Source organism: Rhizobium moroccans (assembly GCF_057559155.1).
In genome coordinates, this window is record NZ_JBHFJG010000022.1 from 19,102 (window position 1) to 33,139 (window position 14,038).

20 protein-coding genes are annotated in these 14,038 nt (G+C 62.0%); 9 read left to right on the plus strand and 11 right to left on the minus strand.

Annotated features, from left to right (window positions below; all coding sequences use genetic code 11):
• Positions 1 to 228: AcvB/VirJ family lysyl-phosphatidylglycerol hydrolase (locus ACE04I_RS12950; protein WP_487207163.1), on the plus strand; the 228-nt coding region annotated here is incomplete at its 5' end.
• Between the two features lie 9 nt (positions 229 to 237).
• On the opposite strand, the gene ACE04I_RS12955 is transcribed toward ACE04I_RS12950, so the two are convergent.
• Positions 238 to 750, minus strand: a complete 513-nt coding sequence (locus ACE04I_RS12955; RefSeq protein WP_046792729.1) for a GNAT family N-acetyltransferase — start codon at positions 748 to 750, stop codon at positions 238 to 240.
• Between the two features lie 289 nt (positions 751 to 1,039).
• Between ACE04I_RS12955 and ACE04I_RS12960 the strand changes: the two genes are divergently transcribed.
• Complete coding sequence (locus ACE04I_RS12960; RefSeq protein ID WP_046792730.1) at positions 1,040 to 1,297, plus strand: YjhX family toxin; 258 nt, start codon at positions 1,040 to 1,042, stop codon at positions 1,295 to 1,297.
• A 45-nt stretch (positions 1,298 to 1,342) separates the two neighbouring features.
• Here ACE04I_RS12960 and ACE04I_RS12965 read toward each other — a convergent pair whose 3' ends face one another.
• The 5 genes from ACE04I_RS12965 to ACE04I_RS12985 all read right to left on the minus strand — a co-directional run bounded on the left by ACE04I_RS12965 (position 1,343) and on the right by ACE04I_RS12985 (position 4,864).
• On the minus strand, positions 1,343 to 1,663 hold the full coding sequence (locus tag ACE04I_RS12965) for a hypothetical protein (RefSeq protein ID WP_137326895.1): 321 nt from the start codon (positions 1,661 to 1,663) through the stop codon (positions 1,343 to 1,345).
• 100 nt (positions 1,664 to 1,763) lie between these two features.
• Complete coding sequence (locus ACE04I_RS12970; protein ID WP_046792732.1) at positions 1,764 to 2,231, minus strand: GNAT family N-acetyltransferase; 468 nt, start codon at positions 2,229 to 2,231, stop codon at positions 1,764 to 1,766.
• Between the two features lie 20 nt (positions 2,232 to 2,251).
• Positions 2,252 to 3,733 carry an Asp-tRNA(Asn)/Glu-tRNA(Gln) amidotransferase subunit GatA gene (gene gatA / locus ACE04I_RS12975; RefSeq protein ID WP_046792733.1) on the minus strand — a complete coding sequence of 494 codons (1,482 nt, stop codon included), beginning with the start codon at positions 3,731 to 3,733 and terminating at the stop codon, positions 2,252 to 2,254.
• 61 nt (positions 3,734 to 3,794) lie between these two features.
• Complete coding sequence (gatC, locus tag ACE04I_RS12980; protein ID WP_046792734.1) at positions 3,795 to 4,082, minus strand: Asp-tRNA(Asn)/Glu-tRNA(Gln) amidotransferase subunit GatC; 288 nt, start codon at positions 4,080 to 4,082, stop codon at positions 3,795 to 3,797.
• Between the two features lie 77 nt (positions 4,083 to 4,159).
• A complete protein-coding gene (locus tag ACE04I_RS12985) occupies positions 4,160 to 4,864 on the minus strand; it encodes a metal-dependent hydrolase (RefSeq protein WP_046792735.1) in 705 nt (234 codons plus the stop codon).
• A gap of 224 nt (positions 4,865 to 5,088) precedes the next feature.
• On the opposite strand from ACE04I_RS12985, the gene ACE04I_RS12990 reads away from it, so the two are divergent.
• Positions 5,089 to 5,394 (plus strand): alkylphosphonate utilization protein, encoded by a 306-nt coding sequence (locus tag ACE04I_RS12990; protein ID WP_046792736.1) that lies wholly within the window; start codon positions 5,089 to 5,091, stop codon positions 5,392 to 5,394.
• Between the two features lie 23 nt (positions 5,395 to 5,417).
• Positions 5,418 to 5,915: a Holliday junction resolvase RuvX gene (gene ruvX, locus ACE04I_RS12995; protein WP_046792737.1), complete on the plus strand. Its 498-nt coding sequence runs from the start codon at positions 5,418 to 5,420 to the stop codon at positions 5,913 to 5,915.
• Here the strand turns inward: ruvX and ACE04I_RS13000 are convergent.
• The 4 genes from ACE04I_RS13000 to ACE04I_RS13015 all read right to left on the minus strand — a co-directional run bounded on the left by ACE04I_RS13000 (position 5,849) and on the right by ACE04I_RS13015 (position 8,876).
• Entirely contained in the window at positions 5,849 to 6,184 is a 336-nt protein-coding gene (locus ACE04I_RS13000) for a DUF6105 family protein (RefSeq protein WP_046792738.1), read from the minus strand. The genes ruvX and ACE04I_RS13000 overlap by 67 nt on opposite strands.
• Positions 6,181 to 6,351 (minus strand): hypothetical protein, encoded by a 171-nt coding sequence (locus tag ACE04I_RS13005; RefSeq protein WP_046792739.1) that lies wholly within the window; start codon positions 6,349 to 6,351, stop codon positions 6,181 to 6,183. The genes ACE04I_RS13000 and ACE04I_RS13005 overlap by 4 nt, the downstream gene beginning before the upstream one ends.
• A gap of 133 nt (positions 6,352 to 6,484) precedes the next feature.
• Positions 6,485 to 7,129, minus strand: coding sequence for a TetR/AcrR family transcriptional regulator (locus ACE04I_RS13010; RefSeq protein WP_046792740.1), 645 nt, complete (start codon positions 7,127 to 7,129; stop codon positions 6,485 to 6,487).
• 94 nt (positions 7,130 to 7,223) lie between these two features.
• Entirely contained in the window at positions 7,224 to 8,876 is a 1,653-nt protein-coding gene (locus tag ACE04I_RS13015; protein ID WP_046792741.1) for an acyl-CoA dehydrogenase family protein, read from the minus strand.
• 121 nt (positions 8,877 to 8,997) lie between these two features.
• Between ACE04I_RS13015 and ACE04I_RS13020 the strand changes: the two genes are divergently transcribed.
• From ACE04I_RS13020 to ACE04I_RS13040, 5 genes are all read left to right on the plus strand, one after another.
• A complete protein-coding gene (locus ACE04I_RS13020) occupies positions 8,998 to 9,939 on the plus strand; it encodes an aspartate carbamoyltransferase catalytic subunit (protein WP_046792742.1) in 942 nt (313 codons plus the stop codon).
• Complete coding sequence (locus ACE04I_RS13025; protein ID WP_046792743.1) at positions 9,936 to 11,225, plus strand: dihydroorotase; 1,290 nt, start codon at positions 9,936 to 9,938, stop codon at positions 11,223 to 11,225. Before ACE04I_RS13020 ends, ACE04I_RS13025 begins: the two co-directional genes overlap by 4 nt.
• Positions 11,226 to 11,237: 12 nt before the next feature.
• Positions 11,238 to 11,855, plus strand: coding sequence for a glycerol-3-phosphate 1-O-acyltransferase PlsY (plsY, locus tag ACE04I_RS13030; RefSeq protein WP_046792744.1), 618 nt, complete (start codon positions 11,238 to 11,240; stop codon positions 11,853 to 11,855).
• Between the two features lie 3 nt (positions 11,856 to 11,858).
• Positions 11,859 to 13,007, plus strand: a complete 1,149-nt coding sequence (dprA, locus tag ACE04I_RS13035) for a DNA-processing protein DprA (RefSeq protein ID WP_046792745.1) — start codon at positions 11,859 to 11,861, stop codon at positions 13,005 to 13,007.
• A gap of 67 nt (positions 13,008 to 13,074) precedes the next feature.
• Positions 13,075 to 13,665, plus strand: coding sequence for an SCO family protein (locus tag ACE04I_RS13040; RefSeq protein WP_052760335.1), 591 nt, complete (start codon positions 13,075 to 13,077; stop codon positions 13,663 to 13,665).
• A 48-nt stretch (positions 13,666 to 13,713) separates the two neighbouring features.
• On the opposite strand, the gene ACE04I_RS13045 is transcribed toward ACE04I_RS13040, so the two are convergent.
• Positions 13,714 to 13,944, minus strand: coding sequence for a hypothetical protein (locus ACE04I_RS13045; protein ID WP_046792746.1), 231 nt, complete (start codon positions 13,942 to 13,944; stop codon positions 13,714 to 13,716).
• Between the last annotated feature and the right edge of the window lie 94 nt (positions 13,945 to 14,038).

A 14,038-nucleotide genomic window follows, 5' to 3' on the forward strand; every position in this document is an offset into this window, starting at 1 on the left:
GCCGGCGACGGGTCGGCGGGCGACCCGGCCAGCGATATCCGCAAGATCGATCCCGCGCTCGTCCAATGCTTTTACGGCACCGATGATGACGACGACGACGCCTGCCCCACGCTCAAGGACACACCCGTCGAGATCATTCCGGTCGATGGCGGGCACCATTTCGACGGGGACTACGAAGCTCTCGCCAAACGCATCACGGACGGATTGACGAAACGCCTGGGCCGATAGAGCATCCCTCTAAAATCCGGCCCCGTAGGCATCTTCCTCCGCCTCGACGACAAGCTGCTTCAAAAGGCCGACCGACTGAACATCATTGTCGATCTTCGGAGAGTAGGCGACCGAAAGCCAGTTCACCGTATAACCGTTCTTCTGAAAAAAGCCGATCGCCTCGGCATTCCGGGCATGGGTCGCGACGCGGGCGACTTCGAACCCCTGCTGCACGATCTGGCGCTCGATCTCCTGCAAGAGGGTTCTTCCGATCCCCCGTCCCTTGAGGGCCGGCTCGATCCAGAAATCGCTGATCAATTCATCCAGGCCTTCGCGCGCCGCCCAGCCGGCGAGGCTTCCGCCCTGCTCGACGACGGTGATGGTCAGCCAGGAGGAACGGGTGAAATTCCGGAAGGCGGCGCGGGCGTTTTCCCGCATCGCATCCGTTCCGCCGATCGGAGACATGGCCTTTTCCCAGGCCCTCAACCCGATCGTCGCCAATATCTCCGCTTCATCCCCGCGCGCGTTGCGAATGGTGATCATGACCGCCCCTACTCGCGCCCAGTACACCATCGAGTTCAAGCTTTTGCCAGCCCCGAATTCCGCGCTCCCGGAAGGGCTCGGCTTGACGATTGTGGAAAACCGCCTTAGTTGCAAGCCCGTACTCATGGAGTTTTGATGTTCTCTCTCGCTGAGACCCGGTAAGGGGCCAGCCCGCAGATTTCCTGCCGCTGGCCCAGGCAAAAACGGCAAACCCCGACGTCATGCGACGCCGGCGACGTTTTTGTATGCCCTTCCGCAAGCCGGAAGAGCTTATCCGGACATCGAAACAATGGATATTTCCCGCGCCGAACAGCGCATCCTTCACCTGCTCGCTCAGGGCGGCAGGATCGAACTTACCCGAGACGACAACAGGAAGATCGAGAAGATCCAGCTCCTCACCCGCGAAGGCTGGGCCTTCAATGGTCTCGACCTGACAACCTTCCGCAAGCTCAAGCAGAAGCGGGCGATCAAATCCTCGGGCGGCAAGCCCTACCGTATCACCGAACGGGGCCTGCAACTGGTGAGATCGCAACTGGACAACAGATGATACGAACGGCGGCGCTCGCGAGGGCGCCGCCTTTTTCCTCCGGCGCTATCTCCTGAGGTATTCCGCCGTCATTGCAAGCTCCTTGCGAAGCAGCTCGGCCGCCGAATCGTCGAACTGAACGTCTTCGCAAAGGCGAATGATCAGCTCCCTGTATTCCGGATATTTCCGCAATTCGTAGGCCGCGGCCATTTTGGAGGCTGTGGAATTGCCTTCCATTCCCAGGTGCTCGGTGATCTGGAAGAACCGTTCATAGCGCTCGTGCACGTTCCTGCTTCTGAGAGCTACAACATAAGCTGCCGCGGACCAGGCCAGGACACAGAACGGAAGCGCCAGGCCAAGATAGGCAATCCATTCCATAAAGGTCAAAGGCATCTCGTCACCACTGTTTCGCGTCGCAATCCATGGTCGTTTCAACGACCATGCGGTTCATAGCACGTGAAAGTGGGCCTTCGAAGAGGAAAGCAACCTAGCGGGACAACACCTTCTCGAGGTGTACTTTTTCGAGCTCGATGCCCATGCTTTTGGAATATTCGCGACCGCGCCAGGCGATATCGAAGCCGCAGCGTTCGTAAAGCCGAATACCACCAGCGTTACGCGCTTGCGTATCCAGCCTTGCGGTCTGGTATCCTTCAGCACGAATGTCATCGCAGAGGCTCAGCAAGAGCGCCTTGCCAATTCCTCTGCCCTGCAGGCTCGGGAGAACCCATAGATCGGAAATGTAGTTCGGCGCGCCATCGCGCGCACCCCAGCCGACCACAGCTCCATCCAGTTCGCCCACATGAACCAGCGCATTCGTTTGGCTGGCAAAGATCTCAAAAGCGTGCCGCGTGCGCTCGACCACGTCGAGAGCCAATTCGCAGCCTTTGAACGCGTCGCTGGATTTCCAGGCGGTAAAGCCAACCTCGCCGACCACATGGTGATCGGCGACGGTCATTTTCCTGATTATGAGCCCGCTTACCACCACTTGGCCGGGGTGAAGCGGCCGGCGGCCTGTTCGATGACATGGGCGGTGCGGAACAGCGTCTCCTCATCGAAGGGCTTGCCGATGAGTTGCAGGCCGAGCGGCAGCCCCTTGTGGTCGAGGCCGGCAGGAACCGCGATGCCGGGCAGGCCGGCCATGTTCACAGTCACCGTGAAGATGTCGTTCAGATACATCTTCACGGGATCGGAAGCGAGGTCCTCATCGGCGACGCCGAAGGCGGAGGACGGCGTGGCGGGCGTCAGGATTGCATCGACGCCGGCGTCGAAGACCTGCTCGAAATCGCGCTTGATGAGCGTGCGAACCTTCTGCGCCTGCAAGTAATAGGCATCGTAGTAACCGGCCGACAGCACATAGGTGCCGATCATGATACGGCGCTTGACCTCCTTGCCGAAGCCGGCAGCACGGGTCTTCTCGTACATGTCGATGATGTCCTTGCCGTCGACGCGCAGGCCGTAACGAACGCCGTCGTAACGGGCAAGGTTGGAGGAGGCTTCCGCCGGGGCCACGATGTAATAGGCCGGCAGGGCGTATTTCGTGTGCGGCAGGGAAATATCGACGATCTCGGCGCCTGCATCCTTGAGGAAGGCGATGCCCTGTTGCCAGAGCGCCTCGATTTCCTCCGGCATGCCGTCGACGCGGTATTCTTTCGGGATGCCGATCTTCATGCCCTTGACCGACTGGCCGAGGGCGGCTTCGTAATCCGGAACCGGCAGATCGACGGAGGTCGTGTCCTTGGCGTCCACGCTTGCCATGGATTTCAAGAGGATCGCGGCATCGCGCACATCGCGCGCGATCGGGCCGGCCTGATCCAGCGACGAGGCGAAGGCGACCGTGCCCCAGCGCGAGCAGCGGCCATAGGTCGGCTTGATGCCGACCGTGCCGGTGAAGGCGGCCGGCTGACGGATGGAGCCGCCGGTGTCGGTAGCGGTGGCGCCGGCGCACAGATGGGCGGCAACGGCTGCGGCCGATCCGCCGGAGGAGCCTCCCGGCACGAGCTGCTGATTGGAGCCCTTGGCCCGCCACGGATTGATGACCGCGCCGTAATGAGAGGTCTCATTGGAGGAGCCCATGGCGAACTCATCCATGTTGAGCTTGCCGAGCATCACCGCGCCGTCATCCCAGAGGTTCTGGGTAACGGTCGATTCGTATTTCGGCTTGAACCCGTCGAGGATATGCGAGCAGGCTTGGGTATGGATGTCCTGCGTGGCAAAGAGATCCTTGATGCCAAGCGGAATGCCTTCCAGCGCGCCAGCCTTGCCGGACGCGAGCCGCGCGTCGGAAGCCTTGGCCATTTCCAGCGCCTTTTCAGATGTCACCGCGATATAGGCGTTCAGCGCTCCGTTCGCCGCATCGATCGCCTTGAGATAGGCGTCCGTCAGTTCGACGGCGGAAAATTCCTTGGCCTTCAGCTTTTCGCGGGCTTCGGCAATGGTCAGGCTGGTCAATTCGGTCATGATATCGTTCTTCGAAAGAGCTTGAGGACGTGGCGGAAGGTCAGCGGCAGCCCGGAGGCGCTCACTCGACCACTTTCGGCACGAGGAAGAAATTCCGGTCGCTATTCGGCGCATTGGCGATCACGTCGTCGGCCTTGTCGCCATCGGTCACCGCATCGTGGCGCCGGCGCATCGCCATGGGCATTACGGAAGTCATCGGCTCCACGCCGGTGACGTCGACTTCGGAAAGTTGCTCGACGAAGCCGAGGATACCATTCAGTTCGCCCACCATGCGATTGGCCTCATCCTCGGAAACCGCGATGCGGGCGAGATGAGCGACGCGCTTGACGGTGGCGAGATCGACGGACATGGCATGAACTCCGGGCAAGAAATTTCCTACCGCTATAATGGCCATGTCCGCCCTTCGCAACGGGGGATGCGGTAATATCAGAAGGTGAGCGCCGCGCCAGGCGCGGGCGCTTCGACCCGCGTGCGCGTTCCTTCCATGCCCTTGACGAATTTTTCCGGCGTCTGATCGATGATCGGGAAGGAGCCGTAATGGCAGGGAATGGCGTGCTTGAAATCGAAGAAGCGCTGGCAGGCGAGCGCCGCCACGGCACCGCCCATGGTGAAACGGTCGCCGATCGGCACGAGGCCGATATCGGGTTGGTGCAATTCGTTGATGAGGCCCATGTCGGTGAAGATGTCGGTATCGCCCATGTGCAGGAGCGACGGCTCGTCATCGATATGCAGCATCAGGCCGTTGGCGCTGCCGAGCGAATGGGAAACGCCGTCCTCGGTGACCTGAGCCGAGGAATGCAGCGCCTGCGTGAACGTGACGGTGAAGCCGTCGAAGGCGACCGTGCCACCGGTATTGCCCATGTCGAGCTTTTCGACGCCCTTCGTGCCGAGCCAGGCGGCGAGATCGGCATTGCCGAAGACCACCGCGCCGGTTTCCCTGGCGAGTGCGACAGTATCGCCCACATGATCGCCATGGCCGTGCGTGAGCAGGATATGGGTAATCCCCTCGGCGGCTTCCTTGCGGTCAAGACCGGAAAAACCGGGATTGCCGGTGAAAAACGGATCAATGAGGATTTTTGCCCTTGCCGTCTCGATGCGGAAGGCGGCGTGGCCGAGCCAGGTGATCTTCATGGATAACTCCTTGGATATAAGGGTGGAAGTATAAGGGAGGCCGACGCGGTGGCAACATAGCAGGGCGACTTCCATCTCATCACATGGCCAATGCGGCAGACCTGCGGTGGAGCGGTCGAGACCAGCAGTTGCAAGCTATCATCGCCTAGGCTAAGCGACCGGAAGGGGCCGCGCGCTCAATAGAATGCGCGAAAACTTCATCCTGCTCACCCAAGGAAACCAACATGGCCGGCAATGGTGACGAATACGTCTACGACGAGGTGACGGGTGAATGGCTGCCCGCCTCCGAGATGGCCGCCAAAGCTGCGGAAGAGAATGCCGTACGCGACGCGACCGGCAACGTGCTGGCCGATGGCGACGCAGTCACGCTCATTAAGGACCTCAAGGTCAAGGGCGCCGGCCAGACTCTGAAACAGGGGACCGTTATCCGCTCGATACGTCTTACCGACAATCCCGAAGAAATCGATTGCCGCCACGATACGATCAAGGGTCTTGTACTCAGGACGGAATTCGTCCGCAAAAAGAACTGAGACCGCAACAGGGATGCTATGCCATGGCAACGCTGACCATCGAGGAACTCGCAGGTCACCTCGCCCCGAACCAGCCGATCGCCGGCCTTGACCTCGGCACCAAGACGATCGGTCTTGCCGTTTCGGATCTCGGGCGGCGTTTTGCGACACCTCGCCCCGTCATCAAGCGTGTGAAATTCACCAAGGACGCGGAGGTGCTGCTCGCCTTTGCTGAAAAGGAAAAGATCGGCGGCTTCGTCATCGGCTTGCCGATGAACATGGACGGCTCCTCAGGGCCCCGGGTGCAGGCCACCCGCGCCTTCGTGCGCACCATGGGCGAGAAGACTGCCCTGCCCTTCGTCTTCTGGGACGAACGGCTCTCGACAGTCGCGGCCGAGCGCGCGCTTCTGGAAATGGACGTGTCGCGGGCGAAGCGCGCGGAGCGGATCGATTCGGCTGCCGCGAGCTTCATCCTTCAGGGAGCGCTCGACAGGCTCTCCTCGCTTGCCAGGGCCTCGCGAGATCCGGACCGCGCAGACTGACGCCTCCGCCACCAGGCGGCGATCTGCTTGCGCTTGCGGAAAGCGATGATCGCGAAGACGATCAGGCTGTCGACGACGATGGCGCGGGCAACGAGCGGCGGGATGGTTTCGGGCGGAATGCCCAGAACCTGACCGTAGATCTGGAACACAAGATCATGGGTCTGCCTGGTCAGCATAAAGAAGCCGAAGCTCATGTCGTAGTAGGATAGCCCGTACCAGCTCGTCAGCAGCAGGACGGGACCCGCCCACAGGATCAGGAACCACTTCATGTGGTCACCCCCTTCGGTTGAGCCGGATCGAACTCCAGCAACACGATCCACCTGGCCAGAGCCATGATGCTCAGCACCATCGCAGGCACCGCGATATTGAGCGCCAGCACCGCGAAGAACATCGTCATGATGCCCAGCAATGCTCCGTTCTGGAGTGTCGTTCCCATGACCGGTGCCCGACGAAGGATCGTGGTTAATGATATGTTAACGACACACTAGCCGCGGAGGCGGCCGGCGCAATGCAAAGTCATGCCTATGGTTAACGGGCGGCCGCCGGCCTGTGGACAAACAGGAACCGGCTCAGCCGTAGATGGCGCGCACCAGGCGGCGGACCGATACGGCGACCTTCTCCCAATCTTTTTCCGTACGAAGCGGCAGGCCTGCGAACTGGCCGGTAGCGGAGGCAGAGATCACCAGATGCTGGATGGAGGCGAAGAGCAACGCATTCACGGTCGGGGCATCCACGCCCTTCGGCGGAACAAGCGAGCCGCGCATCCGGTCGAGCCATCTGGCGAGCGCCTTGGCGCGAGCTTCGGAAAGCTTGCGAACCTGCGGGGTATCCTTGGATACCTCCCAGGCGACAATCTTGCAGACCAGCGGATCGTCTCGCAGCGCTTCCATGAAGAGAAGCGCCAGCCGCTCCATAAGATCGCCATAAGTGAGCACGAACGCGCCGCCCGTATCTTCCGGAATGCGATCCTTGACCCAGTTACCCAGATCGGCGCCGATCGCCTCGATCAATCCGTCGAGCCCGCCATAGTAGCGATAGATGAGCTGCTTGTCGCAGCCCGCGCGCCTGGCGATGGCGTTGATGCCGAAGCCCTGAAACCCCTTCTCTGCAAGCAGATCGCGCGCCGCGGCGAGGATCGCCTGTTCGGTGCCCGCACGGTTTTTCACCCGTTTTTCCGGCACCGATGATCCTGTGAGTTCCTGGATTTGCAGCATGTTCCAACTTCCGGTGTTTTCAGGCGCATAGTGTGCCGCGCGACGACCGGCAAGCGGTTTCGGACAACATGCACAGGATTGGAGGTAATGCGCGTCAGCTCGCGGGCGGGTAGAGCAGGTCCACGATATAGCCGGCATCGAAGCGCGAATCGAGCATCCCGTAAGTCGAGCGCCAACCTCCGGCAAGCCGGGTTTCCAGGAAGGCGTCGGCGATCTTGCCGGCACCGAGCCGGACGAGTTCGCATGCTGCAGCCGCCAACGCGAGCTGCTCCACCAGCAGGCGGGCCGCCCCCTCGTCGCTCTCGCAGAGCGCCATGGCCGCCCGCAGCACTTCCACCGTCTTCTTGCCGGATGCGCCGAGATCCCGCTCGAACCCTTGCAGCACCGTATCGAAGAGATCCTTGCCGCGCGAAAGCACGCGCAGCACATCGAGCGCCATCACATTGCCCGAGCCTTCCCAGATCGCATTGACCGGAGCTTCCCGGTAGTGCCGCGCGATCGGGCGTTCTTCGATGTAGCCATTGCCGCCGAGGCATTCCATCGCCTCGTAGATCAGCGAAGGCGCGATCTTGCAGTTCCAATATTTGATGACCGGCGTCATGACGCGCGCGAAGGCGGCATCGGCCGGATTGCCGGCCGCACGGTCGAAGGCATCCGCCAACCGGAAGGCCAGCGCCGTCGCAGCGGCAACGTCGAGCGCCATGTCGGCAAGCACGCGGGTCATCAGCGGCTGGTCGATCAACATCTTGCCGAAGACGCTACGGCCGCGGCAATGATGCACGGCTTCCGCAAGCGAGGCGCGCATGATACCCGCCGATGCCAGGGCGCAATCGAGCCGTGTCAGCGTCACCATGTCGAGAATGGTGCGGATACCGCCGCCCGGCTGCCCGAGGAGATAGCCGAACGCAGCGGTGAACTCCACCTCGGTCGATGCGTTGGAACGGTTGCCGAGCTTGTCCTTCAGGCGCTGGAACTGCAGGCCGTTCGCCGATCCGTCCTCCAAAAGGCGCGGCACCAGGAAGCAGCCGACGCCCTCCCCCGTTTTCGCCAGCATGACGAAACCGTCGCTCATCGGCGCCGACATGAACCATTTATGGCCGGAAAGCCGATAGACGCCGTCGCTCACGCGCTCCGCCGTGGAGCGGTTGGCGCGTACGTCCGTTCCGCCCTGCTTTTCGGTCATGCCCATGCCGAGCGTGATCGCGTTCTTCTGCAACGCGGGCCGGTTGGACGAATCATATTTGCGCGAGAGTATCTTCGGCGCCCATTCCTTCTGCACCCGAGGCGAAGCCATGAGCGCGGCGATCGAGGCGCTTGTCATGGTGAGCGGGCAGAGATGTCCGCATTCGAGCTGCGCCGTCAGGTAGAAGCGCATGGCGCGCGCCATGTGCTCATGGCCCTTGGCTTCCGGGATGTTTTCCCAGATCGAGGAATGCAGCCCGGTCTGCATCGAGCGGCGCATCAGCGCATGCCAGGCGGGGTGGAACTCCACCTGATCGAGACGTTCGCCGCGCGGCCCGTGCGTCTTCAGCTTCGGCGGGTTCTCGTTCGCCATGCGCGCCAGTTCCTGCGCCTCCGGCGAGGTGACGTAACGGCCGAGGGCATCGTATTCCTCGCGAAGCGTGCGATGCAATCCGGAGGTCAGGTCCACCACGAGCGGATCGGAACGATAGGCATTGATACCGGACCAGGGATGAGGCTGGTTCAGTTCGGCAAATTTTTCTTCGGCACGCGATATCTGGTTCATGATTGGGTTCTAGCGGGTTTCTTTGGAAATTGCAGCGGGATGCGGGAAATTTCCCGTGCATTCGCTTGCCCCCCATTTCGCGAGACCTTATAGACCGCCGAACGCAAGCGGAGACGTGTCCATGGTCTTCTTCCCTCACCGCCACCTTCTCGGCATCAAGGGTCTCACCGAACAGGATATCACCTTCCTTCTCGATAAAGCCGACGAAGCGGTCAAGATCAGCCGCCAGCGCGAGAAGAAAACCTCCACCCTTCGGGGCCTCACGCAGATCAATCTGTTCTTCGAAGCCTCGACTCGCACCCAATCCTCGTTCGAGCTCGCTGGAAAACGCCTCGGCGCCGATGTGATGAACATGTCGGTCGGCAATTCCTCGGTGAAGAAGGGCGAGACGCTGATCGACACGGCGATGACGCTGAACGCCATGCGGCCGGACGTGCTGGTACTGCGCCACTCCTCGGCCGGCGCGGCCGCCCTGCTCGCGCAGAAGGTTACCTGCTCGGTGGTGAACGCCGGTGACGGCCAGCACGAGCATCCGACCCAGGCGCTGCTCGATGCGCTGACGATCCGCCGCGCCAAGGGCAAGCTCTCGCGCATCATCGTGGCGATCTGCGGCGACGTGCTGCATTCGCGCGTCGCGCGCTCCAACATCCTGCTTCTCAACGCCATGGGCGCGCGGGTCCGCGTCGTGGCGCCCGCGACGCTGCTGCCTTCCGGCATCGCGCAGATGGGCGTCGAAGTCTTCCATTCGATGGAGGAAGGCCTGAAGGACGCCGACGTGGTGATGATGCTGCGCCTGCAGCGCGAGCGCATGTCGGGCGCCTTCGTGCCTTCGGTGCGCGAGTATTTCCACTTCTACGGCCTGGATGCCGAGAAGCTGAAGGTTGCCAAAGACGATGCCCTGGTCATGCATCCCGGTCCTATGAACCGGGGTGTCGAGATCGCCTCGGACGTCGCGGACGGCCCGCAGAGCGTGATTGCCGAACAGGTGGAAATGGGGGTCGCGGTGCGCATGGCGGTGATGGAAACCCTGCTTCTCTCCCACAACCAGGGAGAACGCGCATGACCGGTCCGACAGTCCTCAAGAACCTTAGGATCATCGATCCCTCCCGCAATCTCGACGAGACCGGCACGATCGTCATCGGCGCCGACGGGCGCATTCTCGCAGCCGGCAGGCAAGCGCAGAACCAGGGTGCTCCGGAAGGGGCGACGGTGAAGGACTGCAGAGGCCTCCTCGCCGTTCCCGGCCTTGTCGATGCGCGCGTCTATGTCGGAGAACCGGGCGCCGAACATCGCGAAACGATCGAATCGGCAAGCCGCGCGGCGGCGGCCGGCGGCGTCACCTCCTTCATCATGATGCCGGATACCGATCCGGTGCTCGACGACATCGCGCTGGTGGAGTTCGTGCAGAACACCGCGCGCAACAAGGCGCTCGTCAACGTCCACCCCGCAGCGGCGCTCACCAAGGGGCTTGCCGGCGAGGAGATGACGGAGATCGGCCTGCTGCAGGAAGCCGGAGCAGTCGCCTTCACCAATGGACGAAGCGGCCTTTCCGATACGCTGATCCTACGCCGCGCGATGACCTATGCGCGCGAATTCGACACCGTCATCTCGCTGGAGCTGCGCGAAAAATACCTCGGCAACGGTGTGATGAACGAAGGCCTGTTCGCGAGCTGGCTCGGCTTGTCCGGCGTCCCCAGGGAGGCCGAGGTCATCCCGCTCGAAAGGGACCTGCGCATTGCCGGGCTGACGCGCGGCAAGTATCACGCAGCGAAGATCTCGGTGCCGGAATCGGCGGAAGCCATGCGCGTTGCCCGTTCGCGTGGCGCCAACGTCACCTGCGGCATCTCGATCAACCACCTGTCGCTCAACGAGAACGACATTGGCGAATACCGCACCTTCTTCAAGCTCTCGCCGCCGCTGCGCACCGAAGACGACCGCGTGGCCATGGTCGATGCGCTTGCCGATGGCACGATCGACATCATCGTCTCCTCGCACGATCCCCAGGACGTCGACACCAAGCGGCTCCCCTTCGCGGATGCCGCCGACGGAGCGATCGGGCTGGAGACCATGCTGGCGGCCGCCCTTCGCCTGCATCACAGCGGACAGGTGCCGCTCATGCGGCTGATCGATGCCATGTCGACACGTCCCGCACAGATATTCGGGCTTGACGCCGGCACGCTGAAACCCGGCGCGAAGGCGGATATCACGCTGATCGATCTGGACGAGCCTTGGATCGTTTCGAAGGATATGCTTCTGTCGCGCTCGAAGAACACGCCCTTCGAGGATGCTCGTTTTTCGGGCCGCGCGGTGGCGACCTACGTGGCCGGCAGGTGCGTCTACTCTGTTTAAGAGGGAAAAAGCGTGAGTGAGCTTTTCAACTGGCAGATCACCCTGCCTATCGCACTTGCAGCGCTCGTGCTGGGCTACTTGCTGGGCTCCATTCCCTTCGGCCTGATCCTCACCCGCATGGCGGGCCTCGGCGATATCCGCTCGATCGGCTCGGGCAATATCGGCGCCACCAATGTGCTTCGAACCGGCAACAGGAAGCTCGCCGCGGCGACCTTGCTGCTCGACGCCCTGAAGGCGACCGCCGCGGCGCTCATCGGTACCTACATCTGGGGCCCCGAGGGCGGATTGCTCGCCGGCTTCGCCGCCTTCCTCGGCCATCTCTTCCCCGTCTGGCTCGCTTTCAAGGGCGGAAAGGGTGTCGCCACCTATATCGGCATGCTTCTAGGCGTCGCACCGCTGATGGTCCTCGTCTTCGCCGCCGTGTGGTTGGCGGTTGCCAAGATCAGCAAGTATTCGTCGTTATCCGCCCTGGTTGCGACACTTGTCATTCCGGTTGCATTGTGGTTTGTAGACGACCATAAGGTTGCGCTCGTCATGGCAGTCATGACCGCAATCTCCTGGTGGAAACACGAAGCCAACATCAAGCGGCTGATCGCCGGCACGGAAAGCAAGATCGGCCAAAAAGGATAGGCAATGCCGGACGGCGGCGCGAGGCGGGCGGGAATTGCGCTGACGGAAAGGCAAAGGATCGCCTGGCTCAGGCTGATCCGCTCCGACAATGTCGGCCCGGTCACTTTCAGGGAACTCATCAATCACTGCGGCTCGGCCGAGAATGCCCTTGCCATGCTGCCGGAGCTATCCGCACGCGGCGGCGCATCGCGCGCCATCCGCATCGCAACGGTCGAGGAGGCCGAGCGCGAGCTGGAGAGGGCTGCCCGGCACGGCGCGCGCTTCATCGGCATCGGAGAACCGGATTATCCGCCGGCGCTCCGCCAGATCGAAGGTGCGCCGCCGCTGATTGCCGCGAAAGGCGATCTAGGCATCGCGACAAGGCCTTCGGTCGGCATCGTCGGTTCCCGCAATGCATCGATCAGCGGTTCGAAATTCGCGGCCATGATCGCGCGAGACGCAGGCCGCGCGGGCTATACGGTGACGTCAGGGCTGGCCCGAGGCATCGACACCGCGGCCCATCGCGCCAGCCTGGAGACCGGCACCATCGCGGTTCTTGCCGGCGGGCTCGACCAGCCCTACCCGCCCGAGAACGTTCCTCTTCTCGAGGAGATCACGTCAGGCGCAGGCCTCGCCGTCAGCGAAATGCCCTTCGGCTGGGAACCACGCGCCCGCGATTTCCCGCGCCGCAACCGGCTGATCGCCGGCATTTCACTAGGCGTTGTGGTCGTCGAAGCCGCCGATCGATCCGGCTCTCTCATCACGGCGCGCCTGGCAGGCGATTTCGGCCGCCTCGTCTTCGCCGTGCCGGGATCGCCACTCGATCCACGCTGCCAGGGTACCAACGGACTTTTGAAGAACGGAGCGATCGTCACCACAGGTTCGGCGGATGTGCTCGAAGCGCTGGCGCCGCTTGCTCAAATCGATCTCTTTTTCGATCCCGCCGTCGAGGAACCGCTGGGTGAAGGAGGCAGCGACATGTTGCCGCCGCCCGACGATGATGTGCGGGCGCTCATCGCTTCCGCGCTCGGTCCGACACCGGTCGAAATCGACGATATCATCCGCCATACCGGGCTTCCGGCCGCTTCCGTCTATCTGGTTCTGCTGGAATTGGACCTTGCGGGACGGCTGCACCGCCACCCCGGCGGTATGGTCTCGCTGGCGATGGGTTGAATTGCCGCATTGAGCAGCTTCCAGTCACTCGCTTAGTTGATGGTGGTCAATTCAGCGAGGAAAAACGATGTTCGCCAACCGACTTGCAACCGCTGCCACGATCGCCGCCGCGACTGTCGTTTTCGCACTTTCGGCGCTCATGATGTGGATCTATGCGAGCGAACCTCGCACCGGCAGTTTCAGCGCAAAGTTTCATCTGACCGATCATCTTGGCCGTCCGGCAGACCAGGGTCTTTTCAAGGGCCAACCTTCTCTCGTCTATTTCGGCTATACCCATTGCCCGGTCGCATGCCCCACCACGCTCTATGAAATGGCAGGATTCTTCGAAAAACTCGGCGACGAAGGAAAGAACCTCAAGGGCTATTTCTTCACCATCGACCCCGAGCGCGACAGCCAGGAGGTGGTGAATGGCTATGTAACCGCTTTCACCGATCGCATCACCGGGTTCACCGGCGAGCCCGAGGAAATGCGCAAGGTCGTCGACGGCTGGCGGGTTCACGCGGAGAAAGTGCCGGACGGCAGCGGCGGTTACAGTATGGATCATACGCTTACGCTTTTCCTCGTCGGCGCGGACGGGAGATTGAAGGGCGTCCTTCCCTATGGAACCGATCAGGACGGAGCCCTCGATAAAATTCGCACGACGCTCCTGAAGTCCTGACACCAGCCAGATGCCAGGGCGCTCCTCCTCACCGGAGCGAATTGCGGTTCATCCGGAATGGAAGCGCCCACCCGCGTGCAGATCTCCAGCTTCGACATATGCCATCTCGATGAGATAGCACAGCATGTCTTCTCCCTCTGCGAGATTCCGAAGCTGTCTCAGCATATCGCGGATATAGGTGATGTTTTCCCGCGTCCGCTCCTTACTTTCGCCTCCGTCTTCCTTATTTTCCCGCGTCTGCTCCTGGCGATAGCCCTTTTTCTTCGCGTCGGGAATCATGCCTCACTCCTCTCGGACATTGCGCGGCCGGACTCGTTACCGCTCGAGTGCGTCACAACGAGAATATTCCATTTATCCTAGATTGCAATAATCT

What these genes read in the sequence shown, in the direction of transcription:
- ACE04I_RS13000 (WP_046792738.1), bottom strand. Translation starts at nt 6,184, where the DNA reads ATGAAGTGGTTCCTGATCCTGTGGGCGGGTCCCGTCCTGCTGCTGACG.
- ACE04I_RS12960 (WP_046792730.1), top strand. Translation starts at nt 1,040, where the DNA reads ATGGATATTTCCCGCGCCGAACAGCGCATCCTTCACCTGCTCGCTCAG.
- ACE04I_RS13005 (WP_046792739.1), bottom strand. Translation starts at nt 6,351, where the DNA reads ATGGGAACGACACTCCAGAACGGAGCATTGCTGGGCATCATGACGATG.
- ACE04I_RS12985 (WP_046792735.1), bottom strand. Translation starts at nt 4,864, where the DNA reads ATGAAGATCACCTGGCTCGGCCACGCCGCCTTCCGCATCGAGACGGCA.
- ACE04I_RS13045 (WP_046792746.1), bottom strand. Translation starts at nt 13,944, where the DNA reads ATGATTCCCGACGCGAAGAAAAAGGGCTATCGCCAGGAGCAGACGCGG.
- ACE04I_RS12990 (WP_046792736.1), top strand. Translation starts at nt 5,089, where the DNA reads ATGGCCGGCAATGGTGACGAATACGTCTACGACGAGGTGACGGGTGAA.
- ruvX (WP_046792737.1), top strand. Translation starts at nt 5,418, where the DNA reads ATGGCAACGCTGACCATCGAGGAACTCGCAGGTCACCTCGCCCCGAAC.
- ACE04I_RS13010 (WP_046792740.1), bottom strand. Translation starts at nt 7,129, where the DNA reads ATGCTGCAAATCCAGGAACTCACAGGATCATCGGTGCCGGAAAAACGG.
- ACE04I_RS13025 (WP_046792743.1), top strand. Translation starts at nt 9,936, where the DNA reads ATGACCGGTCCGACAGTCCTCAAGAACCTTAGGATCATCGATCCCTCC.
- ACE04I_RS12955 (WP_046792729.1), bottom strand. Translation starts at nt 750, where the DNA reads ATGATCACCATTCGCAACGCGCGCGGGGATGAAGCGGAGATATTGGCG.
- ACE04I_RS13015 (WP_046792741.1), bottom strand. Translation starts at nt 8,876, where the DNA reads ATGAACCAGATATCGCGTGCCGAAGAAAAATTTGCCGAACTGAACCAG.
- ACE04I_RS13040 (WP_052760335.1), top strand. Translation starts at nt 13,075, where the DNA reads ATGTTCGCCAACCGACTTGCAACCGCTGCCACGATCGCCGCCGCGACT.
- gatA (WP_046792733.1), bottom strand. Translation starts at nt 3,733, where the DNA reads ATGACCGAATTGACCAGCCTGACCATTGCCGAAGCCCGCGAAAAGCTG.
- ACE04I_RS13020 (WP_046792742.1), top strand. Translation starts at nt 8,998, where the DNA reads ATGGTCTTCTTCCCTCACCGCCACCTTCTCGGCATCAAGGGTCTCACC.
- ACE04I_RS12970 (WP_046792732.1), bottom strand. Translation starts at nt 2,231, where the DNA reads ATGACCGTCGCCGATCACCATGTGGTCGGCGAGGTTGGCTTTACCGCC.
- dprA (WP_046792745.1), top strand. Translation starts at nt 11,859, where the DNA reads ATGCCGGACGGCGGCGCGAGGCGGGCGGGAATTGCGCTGACGGAAAGG.
- gatC (WP_046792734.1), bottom strand. Translation starts at nt 4,082, where the DNA reads ATGTCCGTCGATCTCGCCACCGTCAAGCGCGTCGCTCATCTCGCCCGC.